Annotated in this window: 14 protein-coding genes and 1 pseudogene; 6 read left to right on the top strand and 9 right to left on the bottom strand. The window is 46.8% G+C overall.

The features are described from left to right. Positions 1-23: 23 nt before the first annotated feature. The 7 genes from NE536_RS01260 to NE536_RS01230 form a co-directional block, all read right to left on the bottom strand. Positions 24-1,652, bottom strand: a complete 1,629-nt coding sequence (locus NE536_RS01260) for a glucan biosynthesis protein G (RefSeq protein WP_011846652.1) — start codon at positions 1,650-1,652, stop codon at positions 24-26. 491 nt (positions 1,653-2,143) lie between these two features. Continuing rightward, entirely contained in the window at positions 2,144-3,541 is a 1,398-nt protein-coding gene (locus NE536_RS01255) for an ATP-binding protein (protein WP_012089018.1), read from the bottom strand. A gap of 84 nt (positions 3,542-3,625) precedes the next feature. Continuing rightward, on the bottom strand, positions 3,626-4,285 hold the full coding sequence (locus NE536_RS01250; protein WP_006081389.1) for a response regulator transcription factor: 660 nt from the start codon (positions 4,283-4,285) through the stop codon (positions 3,626-3,628). A gap of 34 nt (positions 4,286-4,319) precedes the next feature. After that, complete coding sequence (locus tag NE536_RS01245) at positions 4,320-5,228, bottom strand: FAD:protein FMN transferase (protein ID WP_261271541.1); 909 nt, start codon at positions 5,226-5,228, stop codon at positions 4,320-4,322. Positions 5,229-5,358: 130 nt separating this feature from the next. Further along, a complete protein-coding gene (locus tag NE536_RS01240; RefSeq protein ID WP_261271540.1) occupies positions 5,359-6,678 on the bottom strand; it encodes a DUF3570 domain-containing protein in 1,320 nt (439 codons plus the stop codon). A 124-nt stretch (positions 6,679-6,802) separates the two neighbouring features. After that, complete coding sequence (locus NE536_RS01235) at positions 6,803-7,021, bottom strand: DUF4266 domain-containing protein (protein WP_006081386.1); 219 nt, start codon at positions 7,019-7,021, stop codon at positions 6,803-6,805. A gap of 3 nt (positions 7,022-7,024) precedes the next feature. Further along, positions 7,025-7,492 (bottom strand): TlpA disulfide reductase family protein, encoded by a 468-nt coding sequence (locus tag NE536_RS01230; RefSeq protein WP_261271539.1) that lies wholly within the window; start codon positions 7,490-7,492, stop codon positions 7,025-7,027. 386 nt (positions 7,493-7,878) lie between these two features. Between NE536_RS01230 and hyaA the strand changes: the two genes are divergently transcribed. The 6 genes from hyaA to hypF all read left to right on the top strand — a co-directional run bounded on the left by hyaA (position 7,879) and on the right by hypF (position 16,404). After that, positions 7,879-9,015: a nickel-dependent hydrogenase small subunit gene (gene hyaA, locus NE536_RS01225; protein ID WP_006081384.1), complete on the top strand. Its 1,137-nt coding sequence runs from the start codon at positions 7,879-7,881 to the stop codon at positions 9,013-9,015. A gap of 3 nt (positions 9,016-9,018) precedes the next feature. Next, a complete protein-coding gene (hyaB, locus tag NE536_RS01220; protein ID WP_261271538.1) occupies positions 9,019-10,722 on the top strand; it encodes a nickel-dependent hydrogenase large subunit in 1,704 nt (567 codons plus the stop codon). Between the two features lie 19 nt (positions 10,723-10,741). Continuing rightward, complete coding sequence (gene cybH / locus NE536_RS01215) at positions 10,742-11,416, top strand: Ni/Fe-hydrogenase, b-type cytochrome subunit (RefSeq protein WP_107404695.1); 675 nt, start codon at positions 10,742-10,744, stop codon at positions 11,414-11,416. 7 nt (positions 11,417-11,423) lie between these two features. Further along, positions 11,424-11,981 carry a HyaD/HybD family hydrogenase maturation endopeptidase gene (locus NE536_RS01210; RefSeq protein ID WP_106650338.1) on the top strand — a complete coding sequence of 186 codons (558 nt, stop codon included), beginning with the start codon at positions 11,424-11,426 and terminating at the stop codon, positions 11,979-11,981. A 3-nt stretch (positions 11,982-11,984) separates the two neighbouring features. Then, complete coding sequence (locus NE536_RS01205) at positions 11,985-13,895, top strand: NiFe hydrogenase (RefSeq protein ID WP_261271537.1); 1,911 nt, start codon at positions 11,985-11,987, stop codon at positions 13,893-13,895. Between the two features lie 94 nt (positions 13,896-13,989). Next, positions 13,990-16,404: a carbamoyltransferase HypF gene (gene hypF, locus NE536_RS01200; RefSeq protein WP_261271651.1), complete on the top strand. Its 2,415-nt coding sequence runs from the start codon at positions 13,990-13,992 to the stop codon at positions 16,402-16,404. Positions 16,405-16,546: 142 nt separating this feature from the next. On the opposite strand, the pseudogene NE536_RS01195 reads toward hypF, so the two are convergent. Further along, a pseudogene (locus tag NE536_RS01195) lies at positions 16,547-16,639 on the bottom strand (IS200/IS605 family transposase); the annotation flags it as partial. Between the two features lie 412 nt (positions 16,640-17,051). Then, positions 17,052-19,043, bottom strand: a complete 1,992-nt coding sequence (locus tag NE536_RS01190; protein ID WP_261271536.1) for a cation:proton antiporter — start codon at positions 19,041-19,043, stop codon at positions 17,052-17,054. Between the last annotated feature and the right edge of the window lie 940 nt (positions 19,044-19,983).

Raw genomic sequence — 19,983 nt, 5'->3', positions numbered from 1 at the left:
ATCATGTTGCTCCGTCATGAACCTTACAGCGTCCAGCGATAGAGCCAGGTTTCAACCTGACGAGGAGTTGGGAACTTGAGTTCAGCGCGCAGTTCGATAAGTTCTTTATCTTCTGGCTCTAATTCAAAAGCTAAGCGATAGCCATTTTTGGCTGCATTACGGGCAATCACCACATTGGTGACCACACCACCAGACGCTTCTACTTTAGCAACTGGCATTTCATCTGTCATCGGACCTTCAATTTGATAGTCGACCACAAATAAACGTCTTGGTGTTGCTTTAGCGATATCGGCACGGCCACTGGCAGAGCGAGACACATGTACAGCACCGACTTTAGCCGCGGGTTCATCACCCCAGCTCATGCGATAGGCAAAATGGAATTCACTGCCCGCAGGAATAGGCTGACGAGGTTTCCAGTAGCTGACGATGTTGTCATGAATTTCAGACTCAGTCGGAATTTCAGTCAACACCACAGAACCTTGGCCCCAGTTGCCCACAGGCTCAATCCACAGACTTGGGCGACGTTCATAATGTGCTTCTAAATCTTGGTAAGACGCATAATCACGCTCACGTTGGATCAAACCAAAACCCTGTGGCGAGTTGTCAGAAAACGCACTGACCTGTAATTGACGTGGGTTAGCCAATGGACGCCATAAATGCTCACCACGGCCGTTTAACATCAATAAACCGTCTGAATCATGTACTTCAGGTCTAAAGTCATCGGTATCGTGACGACCATTGAGTGAGTGCAGGAACATGCTCGTGCTGGGTGCTAAACCCACTTTGCTCAGCTCAACTCGTGGAAACAACGTCGCTTCAACGTCAATCAAAGTGTTATCACCAGGACGAACAGAGAAAGTATAAGCACCCGCCACACTTGGGCTATCTAGCAAGGCATGCACGACAATCAGGTTGCTGTCATTGTATGGACGTTCAACCCAGAAGGCGCGAAATATTGGGAATTCTTCCCCTTCGGCATCGGCGGTTTTTAACGCTAAACCACGTGAAGATAAACCATAGGCGTTACCTTTGCCTAAAGCGCGGAAATAACTCGCACCTTGGAACACCATAAGTTCGTCAAACACGCCGTTAGTATTCAGTTGGTTATGAATGCGAAAACCTGAGTAGCCAATGTCGTCATTGGGTAACGCTTGAGTAATCACTTCACCCGCGGTGAAATACTTAGGCTCGTAGGCTAAGTGCGTTGCGTTTTGACCTTCCACAATCGCAATCTCGATCAGATCTTGAAAATAGAAGCCACGGTGGAACATTTGCATTTGAAAAGGCACGCCCTGATCACGCCAAATGGACGCAGTCGGGTTAAAACGAATATCACGATATTCATCGTATGACAGTTTTGCTAGGCCAGCGGGTAACGGGTCTTTAAGGGCCACATACGGTTTCGCTGCCAAACGTTTTGCAATCTTCACCACAGTATCGCTATCGAAAGCGCCTGTTTTAGTGAATCTCACTTGATTTTTTGTAGCGGGCTGAGAAATCACTTTCGGCGGAGTTACCACAGGAACTGTCTCGGCGGGTTTTGTCTCTTCAGCGTACGCGACACCAGACAGGGCGACAACAGCGCCTAGCGTCAGTGAACAAATGAGTGACGAATAAGGTTTGGACGATGGGCAACGCAACAAGCTAACCATAGATAGGTAACCTAAAAAATAAACTAAGAAATCAATGTTTTTTATGTATACAGTGAATTTTTTTCACCCTCACTTAGGGGCGAAAAAAAACAGTTGCTTACATATCGCGAAAGATATCAGAAGGAGAAAAAAACTCATAAATAAAGATGCAGTTAACCCCTTCTACACAATACTATTTGAGAATAAGTTTATACCTAAAAGGAATATAAAAATAACATTATCATGCATATTTCTGCTTTCACAGTTACAAAAGCAGGTTAAGTGATCCAAATGCTACATTTTTGAAAGTAAAATGAGACTTTTTAAAGTCTCAACTTAGTGTGGATGATCTTAGATGAAAAAACACAATTAGCGAACCAATCTGTTGGTAAACTTAGGGATTTTTTCTAAAATAGCAGACAAACGCACCATTACGCTCACGCAAATGTATCAAAACCACTGAGGTGATGTCACTTAAACTGCGGATCTATTTTAAGATGTTAACTTCTGAACTATTGCGGCAAAAAAAGAGTCACAGATAATCCGCCCTTCTCCCTAGGCGCTATCACTAAACGGCCTTGGTGCAATTCAATGATGTGATGGCAGATAGACAAACCTAAACCCGCACCTATGCCTTCATTTTCATTCACACGATAAAAACGCTCTGTGGCATTAGCAATCTGCTCTTCTGTCATGCCTTGGCCGCGATCCGCGATACAGATACTAATCTCATCACCCAGTGAATGGGCCGACACTGAGATTTCTGATTCCTGCGGGCTGTATTTGCAGGCATTTTCGATAATATTTTTTAGCACGAGCAGCAGATAGAACCGATCGCAAGTCACGGTCAGCTGGGGCGCGATATCGATATTCCATTCATAATCGGTGATTTGTGGCATCAATTGATTAAGCGCATCTTCAACCATAGGCAAGATAGCGTGGGATGACACATTGAGCTCATTTATCGAATCCACCCTCGCTAACACGAGTAACTGTTCAACGGTATGACTCATGTGCACCACGCCAGCATCAATCGCGGCTAGATGAAATTTCTGCTGTGGATCATCGTCAATCAGGCTCTCTAAACCGTGTTGATGTAATTTAATCACAGATAATGGTGTTTTAAGTTCATGGGCGGCATCGGCGCTAAAACGGCGTTCACGGGCAATGAATCTAGCTATGCTATTGATATATAAGTTTAATGCACGGCGAACGGGTACGAGCTCTTTCGGTAGTGACATAGTCAGCGGCGTGAGATCGTTCGGCGCCCGCCCAATCAACTCCCTTTCGAAGGTTTTTAATGGCCGGAACAATAGATAAAACAATAGGCTAACGATAAGTAGTGTCAAAGGCACCACAATCAAGGGCACGATAACCGCGTTGTGCATGATTTGCGATACGAGCTCTTGGCGCACTTCATCCTGCTGAGCGGTGACAATCCAAACATGATTTTTAACCGAGAAAAAACTGAACACATGCCAGAGTTCACCTTCAAACACTTTCTTGTGATAACCCTGTACGAATCGAGTGATAGGTTGATGGCCAATATTGTCCGACAGCACTAAGGCTTCGCCCGCTTCACTCCAAATTTGAAACGCCAATTTATGCTCATAGGCGAGTTTCAGGGCATCGGCTTTTTCGGCAAAGGAACTGATCTGGCTATCGGGAACGTGGAGCACTTGCGGTCTCGCGGTACTCTGGGGCGTCGCACCGGGCTCAGTGTGATAAAACAGCTCCAGCATTTTCGCGGTTTGCAGCATTTGCGCATCGAAGAGTTCTTCAATTTGATGCTTAGAATCCCGAGTACTCAACCAGCTAGAGACAGCAACGGACACTGAAATACCTGACAAAATTAATAATGTCAGTACCAAACGCAGTGAATACACATCCAGCCCCTTTAATCGAATCACTTTAGTTTCCTAACGTTTTACCCTCAGCGAATGACTGAGGTATCAATACCCACAAACGTGAGTATTGTCACTTAATTCAGTGAATTAATTTATTTCAATCAAGGTATAGCCGATTCCGCGCACGGTTTTGATCAACTCATTGGCAAGTTTTTTACGCAGATGATGGATGTGCACTTCAATCGAATTGCTGCCGACTTCATCCCAGCCATAGGTTAACTGTTCCAGTTGGCTGCGCGTCAATACGCGCCCTGCTGATTGTGCGAGTTCAAGCAATAATTGGAATTCACGCCGCGAAAGCAGCACATTTTGATCGCGAAAGGTCACTTCGCGGGTATTTAAATCAATGCACAGCGCACCAATAATCAAACTGTTGTGATCGAGCCCGTACTGGCGTCTGACGATGGCGCGAATGCGCGCGGCCAATTCACGCACATCAAAAGGTTTACCGAGATAATCATCGGCGCCCATGTCTAAGCATTCGAGCTTAGTGTCAAAATCAGTATTGGCGGTCAGGACGATTGTAGGAATTGACACTCCCTGCTGACGCCAAGCTTTAAGTAACTCTTTACCGTTACCGTCGGGTAAACCCAGATCGAGCACTATGGCACTGAAGCTTTCATTTTTAACACCCTGTAATGCTTGCTGATAACTATTAAGGTGATCAACCTGCATGCCCAGCTTTGCCAAACTCAAGCAAATCCCTTGGGCTAATAACTCATTGTCTTCAACCAACATAATACGCATTCAATGTCCTTAACAGAGCCTTTTAAAAGAACCCTTAACGGAAAATACTAAACTTAACATCTTGTTGCTGTAAAAATGCTTCCGCATCTTGGCCCTGTAGCATGGCCATAGTCGCCAGCATTCCCGCGGTCACGCAGTTTGGCCCTAACACAGTCACGGAGCGCGGCGCCTGGACGACGGGATAGCCAGTACGCGGATCGACAATATGGCCGTAACGCTTTCCATCGACTTCAAAAAAGCGCCGTGTATCACCGCTGGTCGCTAATGCACCCTGACTGATCGCCAGTACACTGGCGGCGCGATCGAGATGGCGAGGATCTTCAATGCCCACCTGCCATGGGTTCACTTTGGGCACAGGACAGGCGATATCGCCACCAAAATTCACTAACACAGGAATATCTGGATAACATTCAGCCAACTCATAGGCGACTCTATCGACTGCATATTCCTTAGCAATGCCGCCAAAATCCAATTTCATGCCCGATGGCATCTCAATATGGCGCGAATCAAACTCGATACGCTCAAACCCCACTAAGGCTTTCGCGGCAAGAATGCGGGCATGTTCGGGCAACTGGGCTTTGGGATCAAAACGCCACAGTTCCATTAACGGCCCTGCAGAGATATCAAATAATCCGTCACTAAGCTGAAAACATTGTTTGGCAAAAGCCAATAACTGCCAGGTTTCTTCATCAATAAGCTGCTTATGACCATAGGCATGGTTTAATTGCCACAGATAGTTCTGCGCAATAAAGCGACTGTACTTATGTTCGATACGCAGCGCCTCAGTGACCGCCATATCCAGCATATCGTCGGCAATATCAAGTTGATCACATGCAATGAGTATTTCACAGGGACTCGCCATGGCCCTAAATTCGCCAACATAACCCCAATCACGGCGTTGCAGCGAATAAAGTGCGGTTTTTAGGGATGATGTCGACATCATAAATCACCTCTTTACATGGCACCCCACTGGCATTCAGCTTAAATAAGCTCAGGGGTAAATTGAGTATGGGTAGCTAAGCTACCCATACAGTTTAATGCCTTGCTATCTGAGTCAGTAGCATTATTTCGTATTAAAAAGAATAACTAAACTGTGCTGTTATTGCCTTCTGCGTCGGGAACAGATCAAAGTTTTGCAGCTCTCCAGGAATAGTCGTACCGTTATTTTTCGGATCCTGTTGGTAATACTCTAAGCGATACGACATCTCATGACCGCCCGATAATCGATGACCAAATTTAATCCCTATCGTATAAGCCGACATATCACCGATACGATAATCGGCACTGGCAAACTCTGGCAATGGTGTATCTGCCATCAAGAAAGGTTGATAGAAGTTAGCCGCCGTTTGTTGGTAATAACGTAGATGCAATTGACCGTAAAAATTGCCCGTAAAGTAATAACGGTAATGGGTTTCTAAGGTATGCGATGTGAGATCCCAATCATCAGTATTATAACGATAGGAAAAATCCACCACGCCCGCATCCAACGCGCCTTTAGTCATCACATAGAAGCTATGCTTCAAGCGAGAATCGGGGCGGCTTTCATACAAGAGATCCTGAGTAATGCCATTGTTATCCACCACACTGAGCACTTTGTAGGGATCGGTTAAATAGCCATTGACACTCGATAAGCCGTAATTGGCCTGCAACAACCAGCGCTGACTGAGCACTTGGGTGATGCCTAACATCACATCGGCGGTTTGCTTATTATCACTGCCACTTTGACGAGTCGCATCAAATGCGGTGCGGTAGGCGGCTTCACTGGCGAAGTTATCGCGAACCGCCATGGAGGATAAATCCACCGGACGTCCACCGACAGGATCGACCACATCGAAGCTGTAAGCTGTGCCTAAAAACAGTGTGGTGTTGTCTTTGTTAAAACCGCGCTCAATACTGGCATTGAGCCCCATTGACATATAATCGAATTCTTTTGAACCATAGACCCCAGCGTTGACTTTCCAGTCTGAATTAAGCGCTTGGGCCCAGTTAACACTGCCTTGAACGCGGGTATCGTGGAACGTGTCATCAAGCGGTGTATCGCCCGCTGCCACACTGTATTGGCCATTGCCCGAAGGACGAGTAAAGGTTTGGCTGGTACTTTGGGCCACAGCGCCCGAAGCCGAGGCACCGGTTAAGCTATCGACCACCAGTTTAAGATCCAGCACGCTATCATCGCCAAAGGCTTTTTGCGCTGTACCTATGGCTTCAACGGCCTGCACTCTATCCTGCTCACCGTAATACATTAAAGCGGCATCGACCTTCCAGTCGTCAGCTTTTTTAGATAATTCAGTCGCGTGGCCACTTGTGGCAAACAATCCACAACTGGCTAAGGCTAACGCACCCGCAATCTGTTTCGATTGTCTTGCATTTATTTGATTCTTTTTTTGGGTCATAGCTGACAACACCTGTAGGTCACTTTCATCTATTCAATACCGCGGGATTTCGCCCCAGATTTTATTACATCTGCTCATCACATCTATTCGTTACATCTAAGGGCAAATAACACCAACGGAGAGTTTAGTTACAGCCACATCCACCACCGGCAAAGGCGCGACCGCCGCTACTGCCTTCTTTACTAAAATAAATATGATCATCGAGCGCCAGATCGAGCTTTTCACTGTCGAGCGCCATATCAGCGCGTGCCAACTGGCCTTTCTCCCACGGCTGCACCCCTAAATTTGAACAACCACTCAAACCTATAATGAGTGTGACTGCGACTAATGCGGGTTTAAGCATAAATTACTCCTTCAGTAAACTGACGAGCTCTTGCTCGTATTCAGCGGCTTTATCGGCATAAAAACCAACATGATGCTGCACTAACTGACCTTGGCGATTGAACATGAAACTGCTCGGCATACCCAGCAAATCGAAGCTGCGCGCGACATCACCTTCTGGATTGAAACGCACTGAAAAATTGGCGGGGACTTGTTTTATGAATTCTTGGGCTAACTCGTTATCTGTATCTAGGTTGATTGCCACAACGGCTAAACCTTGATCTTGATACTTTTTTTGGATCTCATTCATCCACGGAAAGGATTTACGGCAAGGCCCACACCAAGAGGCCCAAAAATCGACATAAACGACTTTACCTTTAAACTCACTCAGGGAAACAGCTTGGTTTTGCGCGTTAAACACTTGATGATCCAACGACGGCGCGGCTTGTACGCCAGCGGCCATTAAACTGAGTAACAACAATATTTTCTTCATAGAATATTCCGCGTTAACGATTACCTTTGAATCTATTAACTGAATCTTAAGGTTTTCTTAAACAAGCTGATATAAGTCCAATTAAGCCGTATGCACAGACTCCCCCCACTTAAGGTCGGCATTTTCAACAGCGCAACCTTAATAACATGAGCGCCGATTAAGTGACCGATTTCATCCAAAATGGCAAATGTGAGACATTTTGTCCCATTAGAAAAAGTGAAATTAGATCTGCGTCATGTTAATTAAATGTCAAATTCAGTTCTATCACATCTCTTGAAAATTCTTGATATACATCAAGAATCTTTACACTCCAACGGCCTAAACTGACCCTGTCAATTATGTAAACCCTTACCAATTTACATTTAAATAACAAAAAAGGTTGACCCATGGACACACATGCAGCCCTATATGAACAGGGAAAGGCGCGCTTAGATGCGTTACGCCAATTCGCTCCCCGTCAACAACAATCGCTGATTGAGAAAATGCAACAGCACGGCATTAGTCGCCGTGATTTTATGAAGTGGAGTGCCATGGTGACGAGCATGCTCGCATTACCGCTCCCTTTTAGTAACTTAGTAGCCGAAGCTGCCGAATTAGCCGACCGTGTACCCTTAATCTGGTTACACATGGCCGAATGTACTGGCTGCTCAGAATCCTTAATTCGTACCGATACCCCCAATCTAGATTCGCTGATTTTTGATCATATCTCCTTGGAATATCACGAAACCTTAATGGCTGCTGCGGGTTGGCAAGCCGAAGAAAATCTCGAAAATGCACTCGAAACCTACAAGGGCCGCTATTTACTGGCCGTTGAAGGGGCAATTCCGACCGCCAATAACGGCAGCTTCCTCACTGTGGGCTGTAAAGGTCACACAGGATTAGAAATCATCAAACATGCTGCAGAAGGCGCCGCCGCGATTATCTCTGTCGGCACTTGTGCGGCATTTGGTGGCGTGCAAGCAGCCTATCCAAACCCAACGGGGGCGAAAGGCGTGCACGAAGTGGTCAGTAAACCCGTCATTAACTTAGGCGGTTGCCCACCGAGCGAAAAGAACATAGTCGGCACTTTGATGTACTTCATCATGTTCGGCAAATTACCTGCACTGGATATGTTTAACAGACCTAAATGGGCTTACGGCGCACGGGTACACGATAACTGTGAACGTCGCGGCCGCTTTGATGCCGGTGAATTCGTTGAAGAATTTGGCGATCACGGCGCGAAAGAAGGCTACTGCCTGTATAAAGTCGGTTGTAAAGGTCCTTACACCTACAACAACTGCCCTACCGAGCGCTTTAACCATCACACCAGCTGGCCAGTACTTGCTGGACACGGTTGTATGGGCTGCTCAGAACCTAACTTCTGGGATGACATGGCCGACTTTGAAAAACCCCTTGGCCGTCAACTCCTCCATGGATTGGATGCGACCGCAGATACTATTGGTGCGGTGATTTTAGGCGCGACTGTGGTGGGCATTGGAGCCCATGCCGTTGCCAGTATTTTTGCCAAACCGCTGGAGGAATAACCCATGAGCAAGCGCGTTGTTATCGACCCTATCACACGTATCGAGGGTCACTTACGTATCGAAGTTGAAGTTGATGAAAATAACGTCATCAGCAAGGCTTGGTCATCCTCCACACTCTGGCGCGGTATTGAAGTCATTCTCAAGGGCCGTACACCTATGGATGTTGGCCTTATTGTGCAACGTATCTGTGGCGTATGTACCTATTCCCACTACCGCTGCGGTACTGAAGCGGTTGAAAATGCGTTAGGAATTCAAATTCCGTTGAACGCGAGATACTTACGTTCATTGATGCAAACCTCTTTATACATGCATGACCATATTGTGCATTTCTACCATCTACACGGTCTTGATTGGGTGGATGTGGTGTCTGCACTGAGCGCCGATCCGGCCAAAGCTGCACAAGTTGCGCTGCAATACACAGACAAGCCCATAGCCGCGGGTGAAGGTGATTTAAGAGCCGTGCAAGAAAGAGTCAAAGGCTTTGTCGAAACGGGTAAATTAGGCCCCTTTGCGAACGCTTATTGGGGCAATGGCACCTATAAGTTTACTCCAGAGCAAAACCTTATCGCGCTGTCTCACTACCTTAAAGCACTTGAAGTACAACGTGTTGCGGCGGAAATGCTGGCCATCTTTGGCGGTAAATCTCCACATCCACAATCCGTTGTTGTTGGTGGTGTGACGTCGGTGCGTGACATGTTGAGCCCTGCTCGCCTGCAGGAATGGAAGCAAAAACATGCGACCGTGACTGACTTTATTCTGCGTGCCTATCAAGCAGATATCGTGATGGCGGCCGAAGCCTTTGGTACTGAACCTAGCGTGCTTGGCGGCGTAAACGTGAAAAACTTCATGGCGACCGATGACTTTGTGTTAGCCAATGGCGAATACATGTTTAATCAAGGCGTGATCATGAATGGCGACCTTGCTGGCGTCAGTGATGTGAATCCAGATCTGATTGCCGAAGATGTCAGCCATGCTTGGTATAGCGCCGATGCACCGCAACATCCCTATGACGGTACAACGATCCCTAATTACACGGGGTTTGTTGAACGCGATACCGTCTATGGCAAGCTGCCAACACTGGATGGTGATGGCAAATACTCATGGGTGAAATCTCCCCGTTATCAAGGTGAACCTGTTGAAGTGGGTCCACTCGCCTGCCTATTGGTGAGTTATGCCCGCGGTAACAAGGTGGTTGTGGATTCAGTTAATGCCCTGCTCGCTCGTACTGGCTTACCCGTTGCCGCCCTGTTTACCACCTTAGGTCGCACTGCAGCCCGTATGTTACAAACAGTTATCGTCGCCCAAGAAGGGTTAAAAACCTTTGATGCGCTGCTGACGAATATCCAGTCCGATGAATCTACCTATGTAAAACCCAATATTGATCCAAATAAAGAGTATGTAGGTCACGCCATGATTGAGGCGCCACGTGGCATGTTAAGCCACTGGATCCGCATTAAAAATGGAGTGATTGAGAACTATCAAGCCGTGGTACCAACTACCTGGAACGCAGGTCCAGTGGATGCCAACGGTAAAATGGGTCCCTATGAAGCCTCTTTAATTGGCTTGAAACTGGAAGATCCTACTAAGCCCCTTGAGGTGATACGTATTATTCACTCATTTGACCCTTGCATGGCGTGTTCTGTACACGTAATGGATTTCAAAGGCCAAGCATTGAGCGAGTTCCGTGTCAGTCCCAATGGTCAATAATCGAGGGAGGGAACGCAAAATGAACCATTCTGCAACCCGCATTCGGACACTGATTTTTAGTCCGGCAATACGGATTTTCCACTGGCTCAGGGCACTGTCAATTTTAGTGCTAGTGATCACCGGATTCTATATTGCTTGGCCGTTTCTTGTGGCGCCTGAAAGTACGGATGTGCTCGTACAAGGCTGGATCCGCTTCGCTCATTTGATCTGCGGTTTTGTATTGACCGCGATCACCTTAGTCCGCTTCTACCTGTATTTTTTCAGTCGAAGCGACATTGAGCGGCGCTCATTTCGCGATGTAATGAGTGTAAAAAGCTGGATCACTCAGCTGAAATCTTACTTATGGATGGGTCACTTACATAAAGCGGGTGTGTATGGACCGCTGCAATTTGTGACTTATGTAGCAATCTCACTGGTCGCTCTCGTGATATGTATAACGGGTCTGGTGTTGTACGCCAATGTGTATCACCAAGGTTTAGGTGGGATGCTTTGGGGCAGCGCCGCTTGGATTACGGCACAAATGGGTGGGCTGGCACAAGTTAGGATTTTCCATCACTACTTAACTTGGGCATTTGTTATCTTTGTGGTTATCCACGTCTATATGGCGGTTTGGTCAGGGATACGCTTCAAACATAACTCAGTTGACTCGATTGTCTCTGGCTATGACTACCCAAAGCCAGACTCACACCACTAGGAGTCCAATGAAGATATTGCTACTCGGTATTGGCAATGTCCTGTACGCCGATGAAGGCATCGGCGTACATTTTGTCAACTACATCGCTGATAATTATCAGTTTACCCATGAGTCTCACCAGCTGAAGCTGCTCGATGGCGGCACCTTGGCTCAGGGACTTATCCCCATTATTTGCCAATATGATTATTTAATCGTGGTCGATACTGTCAATGCCAATGGCGTAGAAGCGGGCGAGGTCTACTTCTTCGATTTTGATAAGGCTCCGAAGGAAATCGACTGGCAAGGCAGCGCCCATGAAGTCGAAATGCTGCAAACCCTCAATATGATGGAAATGGTTGGCGACAGACCTAAGACCTTTGTGCTGGGCGTCACCCCAACCGTGCTCGAACCTATGGTGCTGGGCTTGACTCCTAAAGTCGCAGCAGCAGTGCCGTTAATGGAATCAACTTTGTTATCCCACTTAGCCTCCCTTGGGTTCACTGCAACGCGTGTTGCCGAGCACAGTATCGACTCGCTGATCCCTGACTCTTATAAACGCGGCGTTACTACTAGTGAAAGCATATAGAAGATGAAAAACATCAGATTCGATTTTACCTGTTCACGTCAGGTGCCTTTGTACGCGCATTTATGTAATCAATACCTAAATTACGATGCGCTGAACATCAGCATAGGCTGTGATGGACAACATGACTTTAGTCAGCACAGTTACTTTATTGAAGCCCAGGGCGAGCAGACTCAACTCGAGCAACTGGCCGATGCCATTGCCGCGGACTTTTTGATTTCCGCTTGGTTGATTGACTCCGGCATTAAGGTCATCGACGAGCCCCAAGGCGGCAAAACCTTACTGCCCTACTCACAGTCTGGATCAAGTCCTGCCATCGCGCCTTTTTGCCAGCAATGTTATCCGCTGATTGGCGATAATCAGTCGGCGAAGTTTGGCGCGCTAGATTTAGCCTGCCCTTGCTGCAAGGGCGAAACACAATTAACGCCAGCGCAAAAAGCCTTAACCTTGTCAGATATAAAAGCCATGGCACAGGGGCTGCTGACACAAGGCCCACTGACATTAGCGGCCGCCGATGAACTGCAGCTCAGCCTGACACCGTTTGCTCAGCCCTTAGGCGAGCGACCACAACTGTTAATTTGTAATCCCAATACGCTAAACGCCCATTTCTGCCTGAACGATGCACAGGTGCTCGCGCTTTCCAGTATTGAAAAGCCGCTTATCTGCGCCAGACCCACGCAAGAGCACGACAAACTCAGTGCGCCACTGTACGACATTTGCTTTGCCTACAGCAGAGTGATCTTAGTGCTCGGGGAAGTATTACGACAAAAAGGGGTCGATTGGGTTTACATTAAAGGGCCGCATAATAGGCCGAAGCTAGCGTGGGTCGATGGTGCTTGGGCGCAAATTGCCAGCAAAGATTTAGGCTCAACGCAGACTCAAACCAAGCACTTTATCGCTCCAGAACCCTTAAGGGAAAAAGTCAGTCTTCACGGTTATCAAGCCCAATGGCAATCGGCGAAACGGTCACGTTCCCATCAAGGCGAACTGAGTGTAGCGGTATTAGCTCAATCGAGTGAAGCGACTCATGCTGCTAACACCTTTGCCGCTAACGCAGAAGCAGCTCACACTGAAGTTGAACATGCTGGCACGCCACACACTAGCGATACCGAAAATCATACCATCGCGGACGCAGCGTTATTCAGTGCCTTACTTAACGGTAAATTTACCAGCCACAGACAAGCAAAAAATGCCGCGGTCATTTACTTAAGCCATACCCACGCCAGTCAAATTGTCACCTGCGATAATAAAGGCGACACCGAACTCTTCTTTGCACTACCCGAGCTGCCCGATAACGGTTACGAAATCTTCCATCAACTGGACAGCAGTCCACAAAAAGCGGTGGCACAAAAGTTTAAAAGCCTGTTCCCAGACGATTACCTAAAACTCCTGAGCCTAAAGCTTCACGGCAGACGGGACAACTTGCAAAGTTTGTGGGCAATTGCCGCCATTTTAATTGGCCTCAATCCCCAAGAAGAAACGCAAAGCCAAGAAAAACTCAGCGATACACTCATGGCCGCCGCCATGCGTTACCACGGTGCCAATGCCCCGCGTATCGATTATCCCCTGACCAAAGGTGAAGCCCACCGCAGCCTGAATTGGTGTAAAACCTTAGGCACAGTCTTGAGTTTTCGTATCGCAGGTAATGACGACCCGAGTCAACTCGCCTTTGCGATGCAAGACTCGCTGGCGGACTATCTTTCTAACTGGTTAGAACATATCGATTTAAATATCGGCGTGCACAATGTTGCCTTAGCGGGCAATGAATTAACGAATGAAACCCTGTGTAAACGCATCAGTTTACGCTTAGGCAAAAACTTCCCCTTATTGATCAATCGTAGTCTAGATTTAGACGGCGATAACTTAGCCGTTGGCGCACTTTATGTTAAGCAGCGCCAACTGAATACCCATGATTAGGAGGCCAAAAGTTAAGTCACAACGCATGCAGCCACATAGACATAATAGTCGCCACAAAAAGCACAGTGATCTGCAGATAAAGCGCAGGCTGGCATTGGAATACCTTGTCCACAAGGGGGCCGCGCTAAAGCGTTGTCAGCTGCACATCACTGGCATAGTGCAAGGGGTGGGATTTCGCCCCTTTGTCTATCGTTATGCCCTTGAATTTCAACTGACGGGTACAGTGCTCAACAGTGCCAAGGGCGTGACCATTGAGCTGCAAGGCACGGAAGAAAACCTCACGCAATTTATCACAACGCTCAATACCACCCCGCCGCCACTGGCCCGTATTGACAATATCACCCAAACATCGCTGCCGATTTTGCTAAGCGAAACCACATTTGAAATTATAAAAAGCGACAGCCATGAGGACGATGACCCAAGTTCACCGATAGGCGCGCAGGTGGCAGTATCGGCGGATAAAAGTACCTGCCAAGATTGCTTGAACGACATGCATAATCCTGATGATCGCCACTTTGGCTATGCTTTTACCAACTGCACAAATTGCGGCCCAAGATACACCATAATCAATGCCTTACCTTATGATCGCCACAGTACCGCCATGGCCGATTTTGACATGTGCCCCGAGTGCGCCAAAGCATATCAAAACCCACTCGATCGCCGCTATCATGCCCAGCCTGTCAGTTGCCCAGTTTGTGGCCCCAGACTCAGTTTAAAAACACCCCAAGGGGAATACATCATTCCCAATACCTCTAATTTCAGCACACCTGAATTGAGTACGGATTTGGCGGTACTGAAAGCGGCGGCTAACAGATTACACCAAGGGCAGATTCTGGCAATTAAGGGACTGGGCGGATTTCACTTAATCTGTGATGCCCGTAACGACAAAGCAGTCAACACTCTTAGGCTGCGAAAACAGCGCCAAGCCAAGCCGCTAGCTGTGATGATGGCGGATATCCAGATGGCGCAGCACTATGTCACAGGTACGGATGCTGAGTGGCAAGTACTGAGTTCGCAGGAGCGGCCCATAGTGCTGATGAGCAGCCGCGCCGAACATGATCTCAGCTTAGCTGTCGCCCCCAATCTGAATAAACTCGGGGTATTTTTGCCCTACACACCGCTACATCATTTACTGTTAGGGCTCTTCAAAGGGCCATTAGTCGCGACCAGCGCGAATCTGTCAGGTGAGCCTATCATCACAGATTGTGATGAGCTTATTCACCACTTAAGCCATGTTGTAGATGCAATAGTCGATCATAATCGGCCGATTATTAACGGCTGTGATGATAGTGTGGTACAAGCCATTCAGCCCAACGTGGATTCGCCTGCAGAGGTGCAAGTACTGCGTCTCGCCCGTGGTTATGCGCCGTTAAGTTTTCCCTTAGAGATACCGCTGTCCCAATCAATTTTGGCCGTGGGTGCACAACAAAAAAATGCTATCGCCTTAGGCTTTGGCAATAATGTGTTTTTAAGTCCCCATATTGGCGACTTGTTCAGTGTCAGCGCCGAGCAGTATTTTGAGCGCACCTTAGCGACCTTCGCGCGGTTGTATCATTTTGCGCCCAATCTCATTGTTCGCGATAAACACCCAGATTATGCCCCATCGCGCTGGGCTGAAATGCACTCAAACTCGAGTGTAGAACTCATCAATACCAGCCAAAGCCAATGTTTAACTGTGCAACATCACCATGCCCATGTGCTCAGCGTAATGGCGGTTAACCAATATCGAGAACCTGTATTGGGTTTTAGTTTTGATGGCACTGGGCTTGGCGACGATGGCAGTCTATGGGGCGGTGAAGTGTTATTAACCACGCTCGATAAAGCGCAGCGACTGGCTCATTTTGAGCCTATAACCCTGCTGGGCGGCGAGCAAGCCATTAAACAACCTGTGCGGTTGTTACTGGCATTATTGTTCGAGCAAATGAGCCTTGATGCTGTGATCGCGCTGAACTTGCCCATAATCTGCAGCATGAGCCCAAATACCTTAACTAATTTATATAAAATTTGGCTGAACGGTAGCGCACTTAAAAGCTCATCGGTCGGACGCTTGTTCGATGCCCTCGCCTGCGCCTTAGGCTTAATCGAAACTACACAATTTGAAGGTCAAGCTGGCATGGCAATAGAAGCCGCAGCCAATCGCGCCGATGCATTAGCCCTTAAAGCCATTTCGCTTAACTTACCTCTTGACGTCGACCAGTGGCGCAGCAGTGAAATGTTCAAGCAGACTGTTGAATTAATGACTGAAAAAACGCTAACGGAAAACAGACGAGATGCCATCGCCCGCGCCTTTTTACACACATTAGGCGATGCTATCTGCGACTATGCCGCCCAGTACAAACACCTTCCAACCGTGCTCTGCGGCGGCGTATTTCAAAATAAATACCTCTTGGAATACTGCCTGAGCGAGCTCAGCGCTCAAGGCAATCAAGTGTTATCCAGTAAACAGATCCCCATCAATGATGGCGGCATCGCCCTAGGTCAACTTTGGTATGGAATGCATAGAAACTAATCACGATAAAACCTAAGCGTGTAACAGTGATGAATCAAGTAAAGAATCCGCCTTCTTAGAAGACGGCTTTAACTCGCCCCTGGAAGGATCTGTTCCAAGAACCTACATCATCTGCAACGACTTGAGCCTCATGTTCCTGATCTTATTTATCTTGATGGCGCACATATCGTCTAATGATTTCTTCATTAACACCTACCGTATCTACAAAATAACCTCTCGCCCGAAAGCTATTGCCTAGAAAGTAAAATAGCTGCGGATTCAGTGGTGTGAAGCGATGACTTACTTTCCTACTTAAAAGTTACATAAAAATCCGATGACAAAAACTTATCAGATTTTGATCTTTTTAACCTGAACTCGGGATAATGAATGTCGAAAAATATAAATTTAACAATCAAATCAATAATATAATTTATTAGCTTGAAGCGAAAAATCTATTTTCTGACTGAATGCACAGATTTTTGCGCATATCAAGGCGCTCTGTCGTACGCCATAGCGAGCCATGGTTAGACAGAGCAACGCAGAGAGGCCCGAAAAGATGCCTATTCAGCGGCTCTGCTTATTCCAGGCTCAGGTTTTTTAGGAATATAGACAAACAATGTCCTTAACTGAGCGGCATTGGGCTCATTAGCCTCCTTTTTAATCCAGGGTTAACTCTTCGCTAAAGTCTCATCTGCAGCTTGAAGTGGATCAGCGGTATTATCCTCAATAGCCACTTTAGCTTCAGCCTGTACAAGCCTTAATTGTTCAGCCTCTTCATCCGCTTTTATCTTCGCTAAAGCGGCTTCTGCTGCGGCTTTCTCTTGAGCTTCCTGTGCTTCTCGCTCTGCAATCGCTTGCTGTACTTTGGCTTCTTCTAAGGCTTCAATCGGTAGCAGGCTAATGAGCTCAATACCATTCGGGAACACAGTATCGTTGCCAGACACTACAACGACCTTACCTTCCTTGGTTAAATAAACCAGTGGCATAGCCGTTTCACCGTAACGCTTACGGAAATGCTCAAAGCTGAAGTTTTCGGTTAAATTGGTCACTTTAAGCTGAGCGCCCCTCGCCATTAGGCTTGCTATCTTGGCATAGGACACGGCATCACCAAACAAACATAAACGCTGCTTATAACTTTCTGAGAGCTGGTGGCGCGCACTGCCGACCTCGGTATTATTTAAGCCAAAGACCTTCTTAGTGCCAAAGAAATCTTGAAAATGGAAACTCACTAAAGGGTTCAATTGTCGATAAGGCGAAATGATCAACACGCGGCCAATCCCAGTTAAATCCATATAGGTTTCAGCATGTTCCGATGCGGGATTGCCAAAATACACTGGGATATTATCCATACGTGCGAGGCGTATGTTATCCCAGTTATTATCAGCCAATAGCACTTTGACATCCTTGGCTTTTAAGATTTTAGCTAACTCACGGGAAAATTTAGAAGCACCAAAAATCAATAAACCTTGGGCAGAATCGGCTTTGACACCGAGGAATCGTGCCCAACGTCCCGCGGTTAAACTTTGGATAACGACCGTGCCGATAATAATTAAAAACACTAAGGGCACAATCGCATCAGCGCCCTGCACATTGTTGGCTTCTAACTTAATCGCAAACAATGACGATACCGCGGCAGCGACTATACCTCGCGGTGCAATCCAGCATAAAAACCACTTATCTGCCCTCGACAAAGAGGTGCCTATACCAGAAACCCAAATACTCAGTGGCCGTGCTAGCAACATAGTGACCGCTAAAACGCCCAGTCCACCCCAACCTAAGTCGAGCATGGCATTAGAATCTAATCTTGCCGCCAATAAAATAAACAGTGCCGAAATCAACAGTACGGTTAAGGTTTCTTTAAATTCGAGGATTTCAGCAATATCCACACCGCGCATATTGGCAAGCCAAATGCCCATAACGGTCACAGTCAGTAAACCCGACTCTTCCTGTAATAGGTTAGAGCCGACAAAGATACCCAGCATTAAGGTCAAGACTGCGGTATTGCGCAAATAATGTGGTAACAGGTTGCGTCTTAATATTTGCCCTGTGAGGTAACCTGCCGCAGCGCCGAGCCCTAATCCTAGCGAAAGCATAGAGCCTAATGCATAGAGCACATGTGTCGTGGGATCGCCTGAAACAGTTATGTATTCAAAAACTAATACCGCCAGCAATGCGCCTATGGGGTCGATAACTATGCCTTCCCAGCGCAAAATACTGGCAAGTTGGGATTTAGGGCGCACACTTCTAAGCATAGGCACGATAACCGTCGGTCCCGTCACCACCACTAATGCGCCAAAGAGGAGTGCTATTTCCCAACTAAAATCGAGTAAATAAAAGGTGGCCGTGCTGATACAAGCCCAAGTTATCACTGTCCCTATAGTCACAAGATGCGTCACCATACGACCATGATCTTTGATTTCTTTAAAGTTGAGGGTCAAAGCGCCCTCAAACAAGATCACGGCAACCCCGAGAGAAATGATCGGAAAGAGTAAATTGCCAAAAATCACATCGGGATTGAGGAAACCAAGTCCGGGGCCGAGGGTGAGTCCACAGAGCAGTAAGGGCAAAATTGCCGGTAAGCGTAGTTTCCAACCAAGCCATTGACAAAAAAGCGATAACACTCCAATCAGCGCTAACATACCCGTGATTTGTTCAACCATAAAAAATCCTTTAGGTGAGGAAAACAATGAGCTCGCATTATCTTTAATGAAATAGATGACATGAGCATGATAATGGCTCGGGAATTATCTATTTCGCTTAACAATAGCAGCAAATGCATAAACGCTATAAAGTTTATCGAAGACTGCATGACCTAAGTGAAACCAAGGCGCAACAGCGATGGACTGCAAGCTGCAGCGATTTTATGCTGCAATTATTTGATGAAAAAGATAGAAATAAAAAGGCCTTACATTGCTGTAAGGCCTTTTTATTAATTTGGCGGAGCGGACGGGACTCGAACCCGCGACCCCCGGCGTGACAGGCCGTGCAGATATGGATTATTGCGCGTTCTCTATTTTACCTAAATTGTTGTCAATTGATTTAACTAGCATTATTCGAATGACCATCGAACAGTCAATTAGTGACAATTAACGGCAACCTGGTGGTCACGGTCACGAAAACCCGTCTTCCAGCTGATCAACATTTGATCATTTTTTACAAATACATATTATGTTAATGTGTGTTTGCACTACCAAAAGTTATCCGATCTCAGTATTTCTAGAAATTACGGTTCTCTTAGTGGCCTAACCTCTCAATATGGTCACTAAGTTATTGATTGTAAATTGAACCAATAGGCACTATATGGGTGTAAGATACGGCGCAGAGTCGTATAGAAGGCGTTATTTTTTGGAGGCTTAAGTGGCTAAAATAAAGCAAAAAAAGCAGAGTTCTGAGGAGTGGTTTAACTCAGTAGTATCTAACGGATTGAGTTTTCTTCATTCGTCTGTAGAACGGCTAGAAACCTCCCCAAAGTTCGTAATAATTGATTTATATACAGCTATTGAATTGTTTTTCAAGGCAAGACTAACGGCTTGACAGCCAGGGGCTGATCATGTTCGATCGATTTTCATACGTTCCCTTTATAAACAGAGAGATAAAAAA

Origin of the sequence: Shewanella septentrionalis (assembly GCF_025370265.1) — a bacterium.
GTDB classification, from domain to species: Bacteria; Pseudomonadota; Gammaproteobacteria; order Enterobacterales; family Shewanellaceae; genus Shewanella; species Shewanella hafniensis.
The sequence above is the reverse complement of the archived record's forward strand: the minus strand, read 5'-3'. Positions and strand labels throughout refer to the sequence as shown.